Origin of the sequence: Anaeromyxobacter terrae (assembly GCF_022690685.1) — a bacterium.
In the GTDB taxonomy this organism is placed as follows: Bacteria; Myxococcota; Myxococcia; order Myxococcales; family Anaeromyxobacteraceae; genus Anaeromyxobacter; species Anaeromyxobacter terrae.
On sequence record NZ_JALCYY010000008.1, the window covers coordinates 35,056 to 52,782 of the forward strand.

The window sequence follows — 17,727 nt, forward strand, 5'->3', positions numbered from 1 at the left end:
GGCTATCCCCCGCTCTCCGGCGCGCCGCGGAGGAGCGCCGAGATCTCCGCCGCGATCTGCGCACCGGTGAAGTGCCGCGCGGTCGCCGCGCCGGCAGGGCACGCGGCGACGCAGGTGCCGCAGCCGCGGCAGTGCACCGCCGCCACGAGGGCCCGCCCGGTCGCGGGGTCGAGCGCGACGGCGCCGAAGGGGCAGGCCGCGACGCACACCGCGCAGCCGCCGCAGCGGGCCTGGTCGATCTCGGCGGCGAGCGGCTCGAGCGGCAGGAGATCGCCGGGGGCGAGCGAGGCGAGCACGAGCCCGGCCGCGGCGGCGCCGTCGCGGATCGCCTCGTGGATGGGACGCGGGCCGGCGGCCGCGCCGGCGACGTAGATGCCAGCGAAGCGCGTGGCGGTCGGCTCGAACGGGCTCGCGCCGCGGTCCGCGAGGAATCCGCGCGCGTCGGCGTCGATCCGGAGGAGCCGCGCGAGCGCCGCGGCCCCGTCGGCGGCGCGCGCGGGCGCGTGGACCGCGACGAGATCGGCCGTCCAGATGGCCCCGTCGGAGAGCCGCGCGCGCACGCCGTCCGCGGACGCCTCGAGCGCGCCGGGAACGAGCGCGCCGGGCAGGAGCTCCACCCCGCCTGCCGCGAGGGCCGCCGCCCGCCGCGCCCCTCCGGGCGCGCGCTCGATCCCGCCCGCCACCGCGACCCGCGCGGATGGCAGGCGCGCGCGGAGCCGGCCCGCGAGCTTCAGGAGCTCCTCCGCGGGGAGGGTCCCGTCCTCGTCGGCCGTCGCGGCGAGCAGCACCGCGCGCGGTGGCCGCCCGCCCACGCCGCGCAGCTCGCCTCCCGTCGGGCCGTCCGGGTGCAGCATCCGCTCGAGCGCATACGTCGAGACGACGCCGTCCGGCCCGGCCACCTCACCCGGCCGCATCCCGGTCGCGACCACGATCGCGCCGACGGTGAGCTCGCGGGTGCGGCCCGGCTCGTCCAGCCGGACCGCGCCGAACGGGCAGGCGCGGGCGCAGGCGTCGCAGGCCTCGCCCCGGGTGCGCAGGCACGCCACGCGGTCGATCGCGGAGGCGTGCGGGAGCGCGCCCGGGTACGGGACGCCGATTGCCTTCCGCGCCGGACCGCCGTCGGGGTCGGCGCGCAGGGCCGGGCAGGCCGCGCTGCACGCTCCGCAGCCGAGGCAGACCGCGGGATCGACGCCGCGCGGGGAGATCGCGAGCTCCACCGCGAACCGGCCGTGGGCGCCGCGCACGCGGCGGAGCTCGGCGCCGGTCAGCACCTCGATCCGCTCGGAGTGGAGCACCTCGTCGAGCACCGGCTCCATGAAGCAGCTCGCGCACTCCCCCGCGGGGAAGATCTCGTCCAGCCGGTTCGCGAGCCCGCCGAGCGCGAACGCGCGCTCGACGAGGAAGACCCGGCGATCGCGCCGCGCGATCGCCCGCGCGGCCGCGACCCCCGCGGCGCCGCCACCGACGACGAGGACGTCGGGCGAGGCCGCCACCTCCTCGCGGGGGATCGGCCGGTGCAGCCGGACCCGCGCGAGCCCCGCCGAGAGGAGCCGGCGCGCCCGCTCGGTGGCGACGCCGGGATCCCCGCCCACCCACTCGACCTGCTCGCGCAGGTTCACGAGCTGCAGGTGCTCCGGCGAGCGGCCCGCCTCCGCGAGCACCGCCCGGAACGTCGCCTCGTGCTCCCGCGGCGAGCAGGCGCCGACGACGACGCGCTCGAGACCCCGCTCCCGGATCCGGGCGGCGAGCCAGGCCTTCCCCTCCTCGGAGCACAGCACGTCGTGGATGGCGACGTCGCCCGCGCCGGGCCACGCCGCCGGATCAGCGAGCGGACCGAGGCGGACCACCTCCCCCAGGTTCGGGCCGCAGCGGCAGAGGTACACGCCGGTCGCCCGCTGCTCCGTCTCCGGAGTGGCCTCGGTCGGGCCCGGCTTCCGCGCTCCGCTCACTCTCTCAGTACTGGATCTGGATGACGACCCTCTGCGCGTCGGGACGGACGGACAGCAGCGTCTTCTTGCGCCGCTCGCAGAAGGTCCGGATGTCCTTCTCGAACGTCGGGCAGTCGCCAACGATTTCCACGACCGTCCCGGCGGGCGTCTCCGCGGTCTCGACGGCGAGCTTCAGCACCGGCTGAGGGCAGCGCATCCCGGAGCAGTCGATCCGCATGAAATTCGAGGCCACTGGAGACGTTCTCCTTGCGAGGACGCGAGACGCTCGGCCGGTGGTGATCGCCGCGGCGGCGCTTCGAGCGGGCCTTACGCGGCCCGACATTACCATCAAACGATCGCCGACACGGACCGTGAGCGGGGATGCGCCGCGGCGCCGCACCAGGCACCCGCCCGGTCGTCCGCTCAGTACTTGGCGTCCTCCGCCTCGATGAGCCGGAAGATCTCATCGGCGGAGCCTGCGCGCAGCAGGGCCTCGCGGAACGTCGCGTTCTTGAAGATCCTGCTGATGCGCGCGAGCGCCTTGAGGTGCGCGCCGGCGGAGTTCTCCGGCGCGAAGAGCGTGAAGAACAGGTGGGTGGGCCGCCCGTCGATCGCGCGGAAGTCGATGCCCGCCGTCGAGCGGCCGAACGCGGCGATGAGGCCGGGGAGCCCGGGGACCTTCCCGTGAGGGATCGCGACGCCCTCCCCGATGCCTGTCGAGCCCAGCTTCTCGCGCTCGAGCAGCGTCTCGAGGAGGCGCTGCCCGTCGACCTTGTAGGCGGCCGCGAGCGGCCGGCAGAGCTCCGCGAGCGTCGCCTGTCCGGTCTGGCCGGAGAGGTTCGCGATCACCGCGTCGGGCCGCAGGAACTCGACGATCTTCATGGGAACCGGCGTCAGCTAACACAGGTGGCAACGCGTCGGCAAGACGGCAAGCGGAGCCGTCGAACGGCCGCTCGCGATGGATCGCCGGTGAGCGATGCCGAGCCCGCCGGGCGGGGCCCTGCGACGGAGTTCGGGCGCCGCTAGGTTCCCGAGCCGCGAGCGAAGCGAGCCCGCCGGGGCGAGCCGGAGGTCCGGGGGACGCGCCTCGTGCGTCCGCTCGGCACGAGTACCGGGCCCCGACGACACCATGCGGGCCGGGCCGTAGGCCGTGCGGGCGCGGCTAGGTTCCCGACCCGCGAGCGAAGCGAGCGCGCCGGGGCGGGGGCGGGGGGGGGGGGGCCCCCCCCCCCCCCCGGGGGGGGGGGCCCCCCGGGCGGGGGGGGGCCGTCGCGTTCGCGGCGAAGCCGCCACGCGGCGGCGCACGGGACCCGGCGAGCAGGGGTGGGGCCCCGGCGAGCTTGCTCGACGGGGCGGGGGCGGCAGCCCCCGTTAGATCTGGCTGAACGACAGCGTGATTCGGGACACCGAAGGTGCCCCGAATCACGCACTGTCGTTCAGCTCGGGCGCGCCTCGATGAGGCCGAAGCCTCCGTCGTCGCGCCGGTAGACCACGTTGACCGCGCGGTCCGCCGAGTTCTGGAAGACGTAGAACTTCGCGTCGAGCAGCTCGAGCTGGAGGATCGCCTCGTCGATCGTCATCGGCCTCGCCTGGAACTGGGTGCTCTTCACGACGCGGTGGCTCGGGCGCTCCGGGTGCTCGAGGATGTCGAGCACGTCGTGGCGGACCTCGACCGGCGCCCAGGGCGGAGGCGTGCCGTTCGACTTGTAGTGGCTCGAGAGCTTCGCCTTGTGCTTCTTGAGCTGCCGCTCGATCTTGTCCGCGGCCTGATCGATGGACGCGTACATGTCGGCCGAGCGGGCGGTACCGCGCAGCAGGAAGCGTCCCGCCTTCACGGTCAGCTCGGCGTGGTGATCGAGGTTCTCGACGTGCAGCACCGCGTGGGCCTCGCTCGGCCGGTCGATGTAGCGCTGGACGTGCTCGACGCGGCCTTTGACGTGGGACTTCAGCGCTTCGGTGGGCTCGAGATGCCGGAAGGTGATGTTCACCTGCATTGACCGCCTCCTCTGCGGGATCGCTGAAAATACTTCGGCCGCGGACCGGTGGGACCTGGAGTCCCCCGGAGCCGCGGCCGCCGCCGATGCTGCCCACGCTGGCAACATGCTCACGTGGAATCATAACAGAGCGCCGCCCGCAGGCACTCCCCCAGGCCCCGATTCCGGGCTCATTCGGGGGCGTCGGCGCGCGGCGGCGCCCGGACCCGTCAGAAGTATTTCTTGCGCTTCGAGCTCGGGAGGATCCCGAGCACCTCGCGGTACTTGGCGACCGTCCGGCGCGCGATCTCGATGCCCTGGTCCTTCAGGATCTCGACGATGCGCTGATCCGAGTGAGGGTGCTTCGGGTCCTCGGCGGCGACGATGCGCTTGATGTGGTTCTTGACCGCCTCGCTCGCGATCTCGTCGCCCCCGGTCCTGTTGATGGCCGAGTTGAAGAAGAACTTGAGCTCGTAGATCCCCTGCGGCGTGTGGACGTACTTGTTCGTCGTGACGCGCGAGACCGTGGACTCGTGCATCCCGATGTCCTCCGCGACGTCGCGCAGGATGAGGGGCCGGAGGTAGGCGATGCCCTTGTCGAGGAAGTCGCGCTGGAACTTCACGATCGAGTCGGTGACCTTGTAGATCGTCCGCTGCCGCTGGTGGATGGAGCGGATGAGCCAGACCGCGCTGCGCAGCTTCTCCTGGATGTACTCCTTCGCCTCGCCCGCCTGACCGTTCTTCAGGGCGGCGCGGTACATCCCGCTGATGCGCAGCTTGGAGAGCCCGTCGTCGTTGAGGACGGTGACGTACTTGTCCCCCATCTTGTGCACGTAGACGTCGGGCGTGATGTACTGCGCCTCCTCCCCCGAGTAGGCCCGGCCCGGCTTCGGCTCGAGGCGGCTGATCACCTTCACCGCCTTCACCACCTCGTCGATCGAGATCTTGAGGTCCTTCGCGATCGCCGCGTAGTTCTTCGACTCGAGGTGCTTGAGGTGGCGCTCGATGATCGCCACGATCTCCGGCGTGTCGGCGTTGAGCTGGCGGACCTGGATGAGGAGGCACTCGCGCAGGTCGCGCGCGGCGACCCCGAGCGGATCGAGCGACTGGACCTTCTTGAGGACCCGCTCCGCGAACTCGACCCCGGCCCCCGCCTCGAACGCCACTCGCACGAGCGGATCGCGGGTCATCGACTCCTCGCTCTCGCCCTCCACCGCCGGCATCTTGAAGTAGCCGTCGTCGTCCAGGTTCCCGATGACGAGCATCGCGACGCGCTCCTCCTCGGGCGTGAGGTTCGAGAGGCGGAGCTGCCAGACGAGGTGATCGACGAGATCGGTCTTCTTGGTGAGGGTCGCCTCGTAGCCGGGCAGCTCCTCGTCGGTGAGGCCGCGGTTCGACGGCGCGGTGTGGCCCTGGAGCTGGTAGTGGTCGAGGTACTGGTCCCAGTCGATCTCGTTCGCGCCCTCCTCGCCCTTCACCTCCTCGGACTTCTCCGCGTCCTTGTGCTGCGGCTCCGCGTCGAGCTGCGCCTGCTCCGCCGGGCTCGCTCCCTCGGCGCGCGACTCCTCCTCGCCCTCCGCGGGGTCCTCGAGGAGCGGGTTCTCCGTCATCTCGGTGCGGATGAGGTCCACGAGCTCCATGCGCGAGAGCTGGAGGAGCTTGATGGCCTGCTGCAGCTGGGGCGTCATCACCAGCTGCTGCGTCATCTTGAGGTGCTGCTTCAGCTCGAGGCTCATCGCCGCTCCATGGCCGGAGCGTCGTCCAGCCTGAACTTCTCTCCCAGATAGACCGCCCGCGCCCGCGGGCTCGCGGCGATCTCGGCGGGTGTGCCCGCCTCGAGGATCGTCCCCGAGGACAGGATGTATGCGCGGCCGCAGATGCCGAGCGCCTCGCGGACGGCGTGATCGGTGATGAGGACGCCGATGCCGCGGTCGCGGAGCGAGCCGATGAGGCGCTGCAGCTCGCCGACGGCGATCGGATCGACTCCGGCGAACGGCTCGTCGAAGAGGATGTACTTCGGGTTCGAGAGGAGGCTGCGCGCCACCTCGGCGCGGCGGCGCTCGCCGCCGGACAGCTGCTCGCCGAGGCTCTCCGCCACCTTCTCGAGGCGGAACTCCGCGAGGAGCGCCTCCGCCCGCCGCTCTCGCTCGGCGTGGCCGACCCCGAGCGCCTCGAGCACCCCGGTGAAGTTCTGGCGGACCGTGAGCCGCCGGAAGATCGACGCCTCCTGCGGCAGGTAGCCGACCCCGAGCCGCGCGCGCCGGTGCATCGGTTCGCGGGTGAGCTCGGTGTCGCCGAGCGTGACCGTGCCCCCATCGGGCGTCACGAGCCCGACCACCATGTTGAAGGAGGTGGTCTTGCCGGCGCCGTTCGGCCCGAGCAGCCCCACCACCTCGCCGGGCGCGACGTGGAACGACACGCCGTCGACCACGCGGCGGCGGCGGTAGCTCTTCACGAGCCCCTCGGCGCGGAGGACGTCCGCCGTCAAGGCGTGCCTCCCTTGCGCCGCGCCTCGAGCTCGCGCCGGCGGGCGTCGACCTGTTCGCCGGGCAGCACCATCTTCGCGCCCTCCAGCTTGGCCTCGTCGCGCTTCAGGTCGTAGACGAGCCGCGTGCCGCGCGCCTCGCTCGGCCCGTCCTTCAGCACCGGGCTCCCCTCGCACACGAGCCGCGCCGCCGCAGCCTCGTAGGTCGCCTTCTCGCAGGTGACGACCCGCTCGCCGCGCTCGAAGCGCACGTCGCCCGAGCAGACCGCCTGCGCTACCTCGCCCCGCGCGTCGTTCGTGGAGACGAGCCGCGCGCAGGTGAGCTTCGCGTCGCCGCGCGTGAGGACGACGGGCTTTCCGGTGAAGATCACCTGGCGCTGCTTGAAGACGTACTGAAGCTCGTCCGCGTCGATGTGGACCTTCCCCTCGCCCGCCACCGCGGCGGCGGCGCCTCGCGGCGCTGCGCTCGCGGCGGGGCGCTTCGGCTTCGCCCCGGCGGGCGCCTGCGGCGCGCCGGCGAGCGCGGCCAGGGCGAGCAAGGCGGCGAGCGTCATCGAGCGACCCCGCGGCCGGCGTCGAGGTGGGCGCCCCCCTCGATCACGATCTGGCCTACGTCTGGATCGAGCGTGAAGCGCGGCCCCTCGAGCCGGTAGCCGGTCCCCTCGACGACGACGGGCTCGTCCCCGCGCACGAGGCCCCCACCGCCCTCCGAGGGCTCGTAGCGGGCACTGGCGGTCCGGGCGACGTCCTCGCGCTGGCTCACCACCACCCCGCCGGACGCCGAGAAGACGCTCTTCGAGAGAACCCCCTCACCGTGGGGGGCGCTGATCCGGACCGGCGCACCCTTCTCGGGCAGGACGGCAACGAGGTCACGAGCGGTGACGCGGGTCGAGTCGCGCCGCAGGGTGGCCGACGCAGCCTCGCCAAAGGCGCGCAGCTCCTCGCCCCGGTACATGCGGAATCGTACCCCTTCGAGCTTCAGCTCCGGCGCCACCTGCTCTGCCTCCCGTGATCGGTTCGAACCGCATCCTGGCGTCGCCAGGAGGGCGGCGGCGAGCGTGATCGCCCGCACTGCCCATGTCGAAAACCGCGGAAACGGTAGCATTCTTTCCAACCCCGATCGACGGGCACACACCTTGCTATGCGGGTTACGCCCTAGGCGCCGGAAAGCTCAGAGCTTTTCGGCATCGTGCTTGCTTGCCGCGGCGCGCTGGCTTCGACGGGTGGCCGGGTCTTCCAGCGTTCGTGCATCCAGACCCACTCCTCGGGGCTACGCCGGATGGCTGTCTCGAGCGCGAGCGAGCAGGCGGCGGTCAGCCGGACAGCCTCGGCCTCGCGATCCGCCGCGGACGGGTCGTACGGGATCTCCACCACCTCGAGGAGGTGGCCGTCTCCCGCCCGGGGCCCCTTGCGCCGGATGGTGCCGACCACGACCGGCGCGCCGAAGCGCAGCGCGAGGTCCGCCGCCGCGCGGGGCGTGTAGGCCAGGCGACCGAAGAACGGCACGTGGACGCCCTGCACGTCGGTGTCCTGGTCGATGAGGAGCCCGAGGGCGCGCCCCTGGCGGAAGGTGCGGATGATCGCCCGGCCGGTCTCGGCGTTCTCGCGCCAGAGCGTCGTCACGCCGCCAGACGCGCGGAACTCCTCGGCGAGCGCGTTCAGCCTCGGATCGTGGCCGGCCTTGGCGATGACCGCGTTCGGCACCCCGGCGCGGGCGATGCGCCGGGCGAGGAGCTCCCAGTTCCCCACGTGGCCGGTGACGAACATCATCCCCTTGCCGCGCGCCATCACCTCCCGGAGCACCTCGCCGTTCGCGAGCTCCACGTAGGACTCGAGCCTCGCGTCGTAGGAGCGGATGGTCACCACCTCCAGCGCGGCGCGCCCCAGGTGCACGAACATCCGGCGCGCGATCGCCTCGCGCTCCGCCTCGGACTTCTCGGGGAAGGCGAGCGCGAGGTGCCGGAGCGCGAGCCTCCGCGTGTTGCCGGCGAGGAGGTAGCCGAGCCTCCCGATGGCGCCGCCGAGCGCGAGCGCGACGGAGAGGGGGAGGAGCGAGAGGACCCGGATGGCGGCGCGAACGATCGCCGACCGCATGCTCCGCTTGATCCGCTTGCGCAGCGGGACCGTCATGGCGGCGCGAAACTAGCACGGGATCCGGGGGGATCGGCAGGGGCGAGGGCCCTTGACTGGAGCGCTTTTGCCGCGGGAAGTGGGCGCTCCCTCGTGCGGGCTAGACGGTGATGCCCTTCGCGGCGAGGAGCAGGTCGCACAGCTCCCGGACGGCGCCGCGTCCGCCGGGGGCGGAGGTGACGAGGTGCGCGGCAGCCCTCGCCTCGGGGCGCGCGTCGGCGGGCGCGGCGGCGAGCCCCACCCGACGCAGGAGCGGCACGTCGTTCACGTCGTCCCCCATGTACGCGACCGCCTCGTCCGGAAGGCCCAGGTGCGCGAGGCGGGCGTAGCCTTCGAGCTTGTCGCGCTCGCCGAAGACGAGGTGCTTGAAGCGGAGCTCCTCGAGCCGGACCTGGGTCGCCTTGCCCGGCCGGCCGGAGATGACGCCGAAGTCCACGTGATCGCGGAGGAGCACGACGCCGTGCCCGTCGCGCACGTCGAACGCCTTCAGCGCCTCGCCCTCGGGCCCGTACCAGATCCGACCGTCGGTGAGGACGCCGTCCACGTCGAGGAGGACGAGCCGCACGCGCGCGGCCCGCGCGAGGAGGTCGTCCTGCGGGCTCACGGCTGCCCCAGGGCGCGCCGGACCGCGAGCACCTCGGCGAGGAGCCGATCCGCCATGTCGAAGTCGAGCGAGTTCGGGCCGTCCGACTTCGCCTGCGCAGGGTCCTCGTGGATCTCGATGAACAGCGCGTCGATGCCGACCGCCGCGGCGGCGCGCGCCAGCGGCGCCACGTACTGCCGCTCGCCGCCGGTGGTGTCCCCGCCGCCGCCCGGGAGCTGCACCGAGTGCGTCGCGTCGAGGCACACCGGCACGCCGAGCTCGCGCATGATCACGAGGCCACGCATGTCGACGACCAGGTTCCCGTAGCCGAAGGTCGCGCCGCGCTCGACGAGGAGCACGTTCTCCTGGCCGACCTCGCGGCACTTCGCCACCGCGTGGCGCATCTCCTTCGGCGCGAGGAACTGCCCCTTCTTCACCGAGACGCTCTTGCCGTGGCGCGCGCAGGCGAGGACGAGATCGGTCTGGCGGCAGAGGAACGCCGGGACCTGCAGCACGTCCACCACGCGGCCGGCCGGCTCCGCCTGCCAGGTCTCGTGCACGTCGGTCGTGCAGGGGAGGCCGGTCTCGCGCTTCACCGCCTCGAACGCGGCGAGCCCCTTCTCGAGCCCGATGCCGCGGTAGCTCTTGCCGGAGGAGCGGTTCGCCTTGTCGAAGCTCGCCTTGAACACCGCCGGGAGGCCGTGCTTCTCGGCGAGCGCCTTCACCCTTCGTGCGTGGGCGAGCGCGTGCGCCTCGGACTCCATCACGCACGGCCCCGCGATGAGGAGCAGCCGCCTCCCGTCCCCGACCTCGTGCCCGCCGATGCGGGCGAGAACCCGCTCGCTCATGATTCGACGGGGGCTGCGCCCCCGCCCCGGCTCGCCCGGTCCCGTGCGCCACCGCGCGCGGCTTCGCCGCCATCGCGGTGGCGCCCCGGCGGACTCGCTTCGCTCGTTGTCTGTTCGCGAATCATTTGGATGGTCGCCTAGACGTTCTTCCCGACGTGGAGCTTCGTCACCGCCGCGTGGCGGCCGGCCTGCTGGTCGCGGTGCTCGCGCGCGGCGCGCACGAACCCGGCGAAGAGCGGGTGCGGGGCGAACGGCTTCGACTTGAACTCCGGGTGGAACTGGCAGCCCACGAAGTGCGGGTGGTTGTTGAGCTCGATCATCTCGACGAGGTCGAGCTCCGGGTTCGTGCCGGAGAACACGAGCCCCGCCGCCTCGTACTGGCCGCGGTAGGCGTTGTTGAACTCGTAGCGGTGCCGGTGGCGCTCGTGGACGAGCTCCGCGCCGTAGAGCTCGCGCGCCTTCGTCCCCTCCTTGAGGGCGCACGGGTAGCTGCCGAGCCGCATGGTGCCGCCCTTCTCGGCGACCGCCTTCTGCGCCTCCATGAGCGTGACGACCGGGTGCGGCGTCTGCTCGTCGAACTCGAGCGAGTTCGCGCGCTCGAGGCCGAGCACGGAGCGCCCGAACTCGATGACCGCCATCTGCAGGCCGAGGCAGATCCCGAAGAACGGGATCTTGTGCTCGCGCGCGTGGTGCACCGCGAGGATCTTCCCCTCCGTGCCGCGCACGCCGAAGCCGCCGGGGACGAGGATCGCGTCCACCTGGTCGAGCTCGGAGAGATCGCCCTCCTCGAGCTTCGTCGAGTCGATGAAGACCTGCTCCACCCGCACGTCGCCGGCGATGCCGCCGTGCACGAGCGCCTCGTTGAGGCTCTTGTAGCTCTCGTGCAGCTCGACGTACTTGCCGACCACGCCGATGCGGACCTCGCCGTGCTTCGGCGCCTTCACCTTCTGGACGATCTGCTCCCACTTGTCGAGGCGCGGCGCGCGGCTCCAGATGTTGAAGAGCTCGGCGAGCTTGTCGTCGAGCCCCTCCTTGTGGAGCTCGAGCGGCACCTCGTAGATCGACTTCACGTCGAGGGCGGTGAACACCGCGGACGGATCGACGTTGCAGAACAGCGCGATCTTGTCCTTCATCTCCCGCGAGATCTCGCGATCCGAGCGGCAGAGCAGGAGGTCCGGCTGGATGCCGATCTCGCGCAGCTCCTTCACGGAGTGCTGGGTGGGCTTCGTCTTGAGCTCGCCGGCGGCGGCGATGAATGGCACGAGCGTGAGGTGCGCGTAGACCGCGTTCTCCTCGCCCACGTCGTACTTCATCTGCCGGATCGCCTCGAGGAACGGCAGCGACTCGATGTCGCCGACGGTGCCGCCGACCTCCACGATGAGGATGTCGACGCCGCCCGCCGCCTCGCGGATGACCGCCTTGATCTCGTCCGTGATGTGGGGAATGACCTGCACGGTCTTCCCCAGGTACTCGCCGCGCCGCTCGCGCTGGATGACGTTCGAGTAGATGCGCCCGGTCGTGTAGTTGTTCTTCCGGGTCATCTTGGCGCTGGTGAAGCGCTCGTAGTGCCCGAGATCGAGGTCCGTCTCCGCGCCGTCGTCGGTGACGTAGACCTCGCCGTGCTGGAACGGGCTCATCGTCCCGGGATCGACGTTGATGTACGGGTCGAGCTTGAGGTGCGTGACCTCGAGCCCCCGGTTCTCGAGGAGCGCGCCGATCGACGCGGCCGCGAGGCCCTTCCCGAGCGAGCTCACGACGCCGCCGGTGACGAACAGGTACTTGGTCTTCTTGCCTCGCTTCACCATCCGTGTCCCCTTCCCCTCACTCATGCGCGACCGGCGGCGAGCAGCGCCCGCGCGCGGTCGAGGTCTTCTGGCGTGTCGATCCCGAACCCCCGGTAGGCGGTGTCGGCCACGCGGATCCTGTGCCCATGCTCGAGCGCGCGCAGCTGCTCGAGCGACTCCTCCGCCTCGAGCCGCCCGGGCGGCAACGCGGCGAACTCCTGGAGGAACGCGGCGGTGAACGCGTAGATGCCCACGTGCGCGCGCGCGAGCGGGCTCTGTCCGCCCGCGCGGCGGTGCGGGATCGGCGCGCGAGAGAAATAGAGCGCGTCGCCCTTCAGGTCCGTCACCACCTTCACGACCTGCGTCCGCTCGAGCTCCTCCGGCTCGAGCGGGCGGGCGAGCGTCGCCATCTCCACGCCGTCCTGCATCGCCCGGACGAGCGTCTCGATCGCCGCCGGCTCGATGAGCGGCTCGTCGCCCTGCAGGTTCACCACCACGTCCGGCGCCTGCGCGAGCCGCCGCGCCGCCTCCGCCACCCGGTCCGTCCCGGTGCTCGCCGGGCCCGTCAGGATCGCCTCCGCGCCCGCGTCGGCGGCGGCGCGCGCGATGCGGGCGTCGTCGGTCGCGACCGCGACGACGTCGACGCCACGCGCGGCGCGCGCCCGGTCGACCACGTGGGCGATCAGGGGCATTCCTGCCAGGTCGGCGAGGGGCTTTCCGGGGAAGCGCTGGGCTCCGAACCGGGCCGGGATGATGACGGAGATGCGTCTCAAACCGGGACCGCAAAGTACGGGAAGGGACCGATCGCGTCAACTCATGCCGGGGGCTGCGCCCCCGCCCCACCGACGGCTCCGCCGCCGTCGTCGGGGCCCCACCCCTGCTCGGCGGGGCCCGTGAACCTTCGCGCCCGCTTGCGCGGGTGCGCGAAGGTTCCCCGCCGGGAGGGACTGCGTCCCTCCTGGCTTCCGGGGGCTGCGCCCCCGCCCCGCCGACGGCTACGCCGCCGTCGTCGGGGCAGGGCCCCGTGCGCCGTGGCGCTAGTACCAGTCGAACCCGGCGTAGAGCATCCAGAACGACGATCCCTCCGGGGCGGTGTCGCTCGAGCCGTAGAACTGCTTCGAGGCGTCCAGGTTCACGGTCAGGTTGAACTGCTTCCCGAGCCAGAACGCGTAGCCGACCCCGCCGAGGAGGTTCGTGCCGCCGTACGTGTCGGTGATGTCGTCGATCCCGTCGTCGTACGCGAGCGACAGCGCCGACAGCCCGAGACCGCCGCGCAGGAAGAGGCCCCGCTCCATCGGGAAGAACGTCGCGACCGCGTCGTAGTTCGTGATCTGGGCGGCCGTCGTCACGCCGCTGCCGCTCGCCTGGGCGCGCGCGGCGGTGATGTCGAGGCCGAGGAGGAGGCGCGGCGTGACCGTCCAGCCGACCTTGAAGTTGAGCCCGAGGCGCGTCGGGTCGCGATCGTAGTTCAGCTCCTTGAACGACAGGCTCGAGCCCTGGCCGGAGACGCTGCCGTCGCCCACGCCGACGCCGAAGCCGATGTACCAGCCGTCGCGCTGCTGCGCCGGCGCGTACCTCGGCGAGCGCGGCGGGTAGCTCGGCGGCTGGGGCGCGGGACCCTCCTGGGCGGCCGCGACGAGAGGGAAGGCGATGAGCAGGGCGAGCAGCTTCCGCATGGTTGTCTCCTGGAGGGGTGGACGAACGAACGGACGATGTTACCCGCTCGGGGATTCACGGGGCACGGTTCGGGGCCAGGTCGCGCCTGGGCGGCTGTGCGACATCGTCGCCGGCTCACGCGGCGAGGCGACGGGGTCCGCGGCGACCGCGTCGGGGCTCCGGTGGTATGGTCCGCGCGTGCCCGAGGTCGTCCGCGTCCGCTTCACCGTCGAGCCGAACTACGCGGGCTGGCGCCTCGATCGCTACCTGCAGGAGAAGATCCGGCGGCTCTCCCGCGAGCGCGTGCAGAAGCTCATCGAGAGCCGGCTCGAGACCGAGGACGGCCGCCGGCTGAAGCCCTCCACGCGCGTCACGCCGGGCCTCTCGTTCGCGCTCCTCAAGGACCTCGAGCCAGAGCCGGAGACGCCGCAGGCCTTCGAAGTCGTCCACGACGACGGCGCGCTCCTCGTGGTGGACAAGCCCGCCGGGCTGCCCGTGCACCCCACCGCGCGCTACTCGGCGAACACCTTCACCACCCTCGCGCGGGCGCGCTTCCCGGACCGGAAGGTCGACCCCGCCCACCGGCTCGACCGCGAGACCTCCGGCCTGCTCGCCTGCGGGAGCGCGCCCGAGTGGACCTCGCGCATGAAGCGCGACTTCGCGAACGGGCGCGTCGCGAAGACCTACCTCGCCATCGCCGAGGGCGCGCCGCGCGAGGACGCCTTCACGGTGGACGCGCCGCTCGCCCTCACCGGCGCGTCGGCCGTGCGCGTCCGCATGCACGTCGCGGCGGGCGGGCTCCCCTCGGCGACCGACTTCGAGGTGCTCGCGCGGCGCGTCCTCGCGGGCGGAACCCCGGTCGCGCTCCTCGCCTGCCGGCCGCGCACCGGCCGCCAGCACCAGATCCGCGCCCACCTCGCGCACGCCGGCCTGCCCATGGTGGGCGACAAGATCTACGGGCCCGACGAGAACATCTTCGATCGCTTCACCCGCCACGCCCTGACCGACGAGGACCACGCGCGCCTCAGGCTGCCGCGCCACGCGCTCCACGCCTTCAGGCTCGAGCTCCCGCACCCGCGCACGCGGGAGCCGGTCCGGCTCGAATCGCCGCTCCCGCCCGACCTGGCGGCGTTCTGGGACGGGTGCGTGGAGGAGGCCGCGTGACCGCGTACGACTTTCCGGGCCTCGTCGGCGGCATGGCCGGCGTCTGGCTCTTCCTGTTCGGGGTGGTGCTCGCCGCCGGCGCCGGGCTGCGCATCGCCTGGGTCAGGCGTCGTCCCGGGAAGGGCCGCGTCGCGCGCGGCCTCCTCTCCGCGGGCGTGTCCTTCGTCCTCTCCGGGATCGCGCTCTTCTGGGCGGCGGAGCGGAGCGCGCTGCGGCGGGAGCTCGACCGCGGCGCGCCGTGGCTCGCGGTCTTCATCGTCGGCGTCGCGGTCCTCGCGGCGGTGCGGAGCGCGCGGCGCCGGGCCCGCGACGAGGCCGCGGCGCCGGGCGAGCCGGAGCTCTGACTCGGGCTCCGACGGCGGTCCCGGGCAAGCCGTTCATGTTAACGAATGGCAGGACCCCGCCATGGCCCGACCGAGCCTCTCGCCTCAGCTGACCCAGCGCATTCTCGATCACGTCCGCGCGCGCGGGCTCTCCCGCGGCACGCACCTGCCGGCACAGCTCCTGGCCGACACCTTCCAGGTCTCCCGCGGGCCGGTGGTCGCTGCCCTCGAGGCGCTCGCGCGAGAGGGGTTCGTCCGGTCCGAGCCGCACCGGGGCTTCTTCCTCGCGCGGGGCGCGAGGCAGCTCGGGCGCCGCCGCGCCCCGCCGCCCGCGCCGCCGGACGAGGAGGCCTACCTCGCCCTCGCCCGGGATCGCCTGGACGGCGCGCTGCCGGACCGGCTGAGCGAGAGCGCGCTGATGCGCAGGTACGGCCTGCCCCGGAGCCGCCTCCTCCGGATCCTCCACCGCGCCGCCGACGAGGGCTGGATCGACCGCCTGCCTGGCAACGGCTGGGCCTTCAGCCCGGTCCTCACCTCCCAGGCCGGCTACGAGCAGGGGTACCGGTTCCGCGCCGCCGTGGAGTCCCAGGCGCTGCTGCAGCCCGGCTTCCGGGTGGACCCGCAGGCCCTCGCGGCCTCGCGCGCCGAGCAGCAGGCGCTCCTCGACGGCGGCTACCGGCGGGCCCCGGTGCCCGAGCTCTTCCGCGCGAATGCCGGGTTCCACGAGCTGCTCGTGGGGTGGTCCGGGAACGACTTCTTCGTGGATGCGCTCCGACGCGTGAACCGCCTCCAGGTCCTCGAGCAGCCCCGCGCGGCGGCCCGGGCCCTCGCCTGAACGACAGTTCGTGATCCGCGATCACCTTCGCGGCCGGCGTCGCTACCGCTGCGTCGCGCTGACCGCTCCTCGCTGCGAGGAGCGGCGGGGAGGCATGGGGGGCCCGCCCCGCCGCGGAGGAGCGGCGGCTATGCGTGAACGGGGGCTGCGATCGCGCGCGTCCGCTTGAGTCGCGCGAGGATCGGCGGGGCGACGAGGAACGCCACGGCGGCGAGGAGCAGCCCGAAGGAGATCGGCTTCTCGAGGAAGATCCCGTGGCTGCCCTTCGAGATGATGAGCGCCTGGCGGTACGACGACTCCATGCGCCCGCCGAGGATGAGCCCGAGGACCAGCGGCTCCACAGGCCAGCCGTGACGGCGCATGTAGTAGCCGACCAGGCCCGCGAAGGCGGTGCAGACGAGATCGACGCTCGACTGCGAGATCGACCAGACGCCGACCGTGCAGATGACGAGCACGATGGGCATCAGGTACCGCGCCGGGACCGCCATGATCCGCGCGAAGACGTTCACGAGGGGCCAGTTCAGGACGACGAGGATCGCGTTGCCCACGTACATCGAGGCGATGAGGGCCCAGAGGAGCGCGCCGTGCTTCTCGAACATCAACGGGCCAGGGGTGATGTCGAGCATCATCAGGGCGCCGAGCATCACCGCGGTGGCGCCGCCGCCGGGGATGCCGAGGGAGAGGAGCGGGATGAGGGACGCTCCGCTCGCCGCGTTGTTCGCCGACTCGGGGTTCGCGACGCCGCGGATGTCGCCAGTGCCGTAGCGTTCGGGGTTCGTCGCGAGCCGCTTCTCGACGTTGTAGGCGATGAAGGTCGAGAGGGTGGCGCCGGCGCCGGGGAGCATGCCGACGAGGAAGCCGAAGAAGGAGCCGCGGAGGATCGCCGGGAGGCTGTAGGTGAACTCCTTCCAGGACAGCCAGACCTTGTCGGCCTTCACCACCCCGGACTGGGTGCCCGCCCAGATCTCCCGTGCCGTCGTGACGACCTCGGCGAGAGCGAAGACGCCCATGGCGACGACGATGAAGTCGATCCCGTCGGAGAGGAATGGGTTCCCGAAGGTGAACCGTGGCGCCCCGGAGACGAGGTCGATGCCCACCGTGGCGATCATGAGTCCGACGACCGTCGTGACGATGGCCTTGGAGATCCTCCCGCCGGCGAGGCTCGCCACGGTGGCGAGGCCGAAGAGCATCAGGGAGAAGAACTCGGCGGGGCCGAAACGGAGGGCGAGGCCCGCCACGGGCTTCCCCACGATCGTGAGCACCATCACCGCCAGGGTGCCGGCGATGAAGGAGCCGATGGCCGCGATGGCGAGGGCTGCGCCGGCGCGTCCCTGCTTCGCCATCTTGTGGCCGTCGATGGTGGTGATGACGGAGGCCGACTCGCCCGGGATGTTCACCAGGATCGAGGTGGTGGAGCCGCCGTACATCGCCCCGTAGTAGATGGACGTCAGCATGATCATCGCCGCGACCGGCGACATCGTGAAGACGAGGGGGAGGAGCATCGCGATGGTCGCCGTGGGCCCGAGGCCCGGGAGGACGCCGATCACGGTGCCGATGATGGAGCCGAGGAACGCGATCGCGAGGTTCATCGGCTGCAGCGCGGTCGCGAAGCCGTTCAGGAGGTGGTCGAGCATGGGAGGCTCACTTCCCCAGGAAGGAGAGGACGCCGAGCGGGAGCCTGACGCCGAGCCCCTTCGCGAAGGTCAGGTGGAGGACGGCGGTCACGACCAGGGCGCCGCCGACGACGACGTGCCAGCGCCTCTCGCCGAGGAGCCGACCCATCGCCGCGAGGGCGAGGGCCGAGCCGAGGGGGAAGCCCAGCTCCGGCATGAAGACGAAGTACCCGAGGACCACGATCCACAGGCCGCAGAACCTGCCGTGGGCGGCGAGCCACCCGCGGGCGCGGGCGCGGGCGCCGACGCCGCCGGCGCCCTCCTCCCGCCGCGCCTCCACGACGTCCTCGTCGTCCGGCGCCCGGGCCAACGCCCGCCCGCCCCCGAGGAGCCCCCCCCCCCCCG

Annotated in this window: 19 protein-coding genes; 3 read left to right on the forward strand and 16 right to left on the reverse strand. The window is 72.6% G+C overall.

Annotation, left to right across the window (positions count from 1 at the left end):
• Positions 1 to 2: 2 nt before the first annotated feature.
• The 14 genes from MNY62_RS05310 to MNY62_RS05375 all read right to left on the reverse strand — a co-directional run bounded on the left by MNY62_RS05310 (position 3) and on the right by MNY62_RS05375 (position 13,407).
• Positions 3 to 1,949, reverse strand: a complete 1,947-nt coding sequence (locus tag MNY62_RS05310) for a 4Fe-4S dicluster domain-containing protein (RefSeq protein ID WP_242343068.1) — start codon at positions 1,947 to 1,949, stop codon at positions 3 to 5.
• 4 nt (positions 1,950 to 1,953) lie between these two features.
• Positions 1,954 to 2,181: a sulfurtransferase TusA family protein gene (locus tag MNY62_RS05315; protein WP_242337181.1), complete on the reverse strand. Its 228-nt coding sequence runs from the start codon at positions 2,179 to 2,181 to the stop codon at positions 1,954 to 1,956.
• A gap of 170 nt (positions 2,182 to 2,351) precedes the next feature.
• A complete protein-coding gene (locus MNY62_RS05320; RefSeq protein ID WP_242343069.1) occupies positions 2,352 to 2,810 on the reverse strand; it encodes a PTS sugar transporter subunit IIA in 459 nt (152 codons plus the stop codon).
• A gap of 554 nt (positions 2,811 to 3,364) precedes the next feature.
• Positions 3,365 to 3,922, reverse strand: a complete 558-nt coding sequence (gene hpf, locus MNY62_RS05325; protein WP_242343070.1) for a ribosome hibernation-promoting factor, HPF/YfiA family — start codon at positions 3,920 to 3,922, stop codon at positions 3,365 to 3,367.
• Positions 3,923 to 4,131: 209 nt separating this feature from the next.
• Positions 4,132 to 5,637 (reverse strand): RNA polymerase factor sigma-54, encoded by a 1,506-nt coding sequence (gene rpoN, locus MNY62_RS05330; RefSeq protein WP_242343071.1) that lies wholly within the window; start codon positions 5,635 to 5,637, stop codon positions 4,132 to 4,134.
• A complete protein-coding gene (lptB, locus tag MNY62_RS05335; protein ID WP_242343072.1) occupies positions 5,634 to 6,389 on the reverse strand; it encodes an LPS export ABC transporter ATP-binding protein in 756 nt (251 codons plus the stop codon). The genes rpoN and lptB overlap by 4 nt, the downstream gene beginning before the upstream one ends.
• Positions 6,386 to 6,940 carry an LptA/OstA family protein gene (locus tag MNY62_RS05340; RefSeq protein ID WP_242343073.1) on the reverse strand — a complete coding sequence of 185 codons (555 nt, stop codon included), beginning with the start codon at positions 6,938 to 6,940 and terminating at the stop codon, positions 6,386 to 6,388. Before MNY62_RS05340 ends, lptB begins: the two co-directional genes overlap by 4 nt.
• Entirely contained in the window at positions 6,937 to 7,341 is a 405-nt protein-coding gene (locus MNY62_RS05345; RefSeq protein WP_242343074.1) for a hypothetical protein, read from the reverse strand. Before MNY62_RS05345 ends, MNY62_RS05340 begins: the two co-directional genes overlap by 4 nt.
• Before the next feature lie 200 nt (positions 7,342 to 7,541).
• Positions 7,542 to 8,516: a lysophospholipid acyltransferase family protein gene (locus MNY62_RS05350; RefSeq protein WP_242343075.1), complete on the reverse strand. Its 975-nt coding sequence runs from the start codon at positions 8,514 to 8,516 to the stop codon at positions 7,542 to 7,544.
• A 100-nt stretch (positions 8,517 to 8,616) separates the two neighbouring features.
• Positions 8,617 to 9,120: a KdsC family phosphatase gene (locus MNY62_RS05355; RefSeq protein WP_242343076.1), complete on the reverse strand. Its 504-nt coding sequence runs from the start codon at positions 9,118 to 9,120 to the stop codon at positions 8,617 to 8,619.
• Positions 9,117 to 9,947, reverse strand: coding sequence for a 3-deoxy-8-phosphooctulonate synthase (gene kdsA, locus MNY62_RS05360; RefSeq protein WP_242343077.1), 831 nt, complete (start codon positions 9,945 to 9,947; stop codon positions 9,117 to 9,119). Before kdsA ends, MNY62_RS05355 begins: the two co-directional genes overlap by 4 nt.
• A gap of 137 nt (positions 9,948 to 10,084) precedes the next feature.
• Positions 10,085 to 11,752 (reverse strand): CTP synthase, encoded by a 1,668-nt coding sequence (locus tag MNY62_RS05365; protein ID WP_242343078.1) that lies wholly within the window; start codon positions 11,750 to 11,752, stop codon positions 10,085 to 10,087.
• Positions 11,753 to 11,772: 20 nt separating this feature from the next.
• A complete protein-coding gene (kdsB, locus tag MNY62_RS05370; RefSeq protein WP_242343079.1) occupies positions 11,773 to 12,504 on the reverse strand; it encodes a 3-deoxy-manno-octulosonate cytidylyltransferase in 732 nt (243 codons plus the stop codon).
• Between the two features lie 264 nt (positions 12,505 to 12,768).
• Positions 12,769 to 13,407: an outer membrane beta-barrel protein gene (locus MNY62_RS05375; protein ID WP_242343080.1), complete on the reverse strand. Its 639-nt coding sequence runs from the start codon at positions 13,405 to 13,407 to the stop codon at positions 12,769 to 12,771.
• Positions 13,408 to 13,585: 178 nt separating this feature from the next.
• Between MNY62_RS05375 and MNY62_RS05380 the strand changes: the two genes are divergently transcribed.
• From MNY62_RS05380 to MNY62_RS05390, 3 genes are all read left to right on the forward strand, one after another.
• Positions 13,586 to 14,551: an RluA family pseudouridine synthase gene (locus tag MNY62_RS05380; RefSeq protein ID WP_242343081.1), complete on the forward strand. Its 966-nt coding sequence runs from the start codon at positions 13,586 to 13,588 to the stop codon at positions 14,549 to 14,551.
• Positions 14,548 to 14,895, forward strand: a complete 348-nt coding sequence (locus MNY62_RS05385) for a hypothetical protein (RefSeq protein ID WP_242343082.1) — start codon at positions 14,548 to 14,550, stop codon at positions 14,893 to 14,895. Before MNY62_RS05380 ends, MNY62_RS05385 begins: the two co-directional genes overlap by 4 nt.
• A gap of 61 nt (positions 14,896 to 14,956) precedes the next feature.
• Positions 14,957 to 15,709: a GntR family transcriptional regulator gene (locus MNY62_RS05390; RefSeq protein ID WP_242343083.1), complete on the forward strand. Its 753-nt coding sequence runs from the start codon at positions 14,957 to 14,959 to the stop codon at positions 15,707 to 15,709.
• A 128-nt stretch (positions 15,710 to 15,837) separates the two neighbouring features.
• Here MNY62_RS05390 and MNY62_RS05395 read toward each other — a convergent pair whose 3' ends face one another.
• Together MNY62_RS05395 and MNY62_RS05400 are read right to left on the reverse strand one after the other, a co-directional pair.
• Positions 15,838 to 17,343, reverse strand: a complete 1,506-nt coding sequence (locus MNY62_RS05395) for a tripartite tricarboxylate transporter permease (RefSeq protein ID WP_242343084.1) — start codon at positions 17,341 to 17,343, stop codon at positions 15,838 to 15,840.
• Between the two features lie 7 nt (positions 17,344 to 17,350).
• Positions 17,351 to 17,692 (reverse strand): tripartite tricarboxylate transporter TctB family protein, encoded by a 342-nt coding sequence (locus MNY62_RS05400; RefSeq protein ID WP_242343085.1) that lies wholly within the window; start codon positions 17,690 to 17,692, stop codon positions 17,351 to 17,353.
• Positions 17,693 to 17,727: the final 35 nt, after the last annotated feature.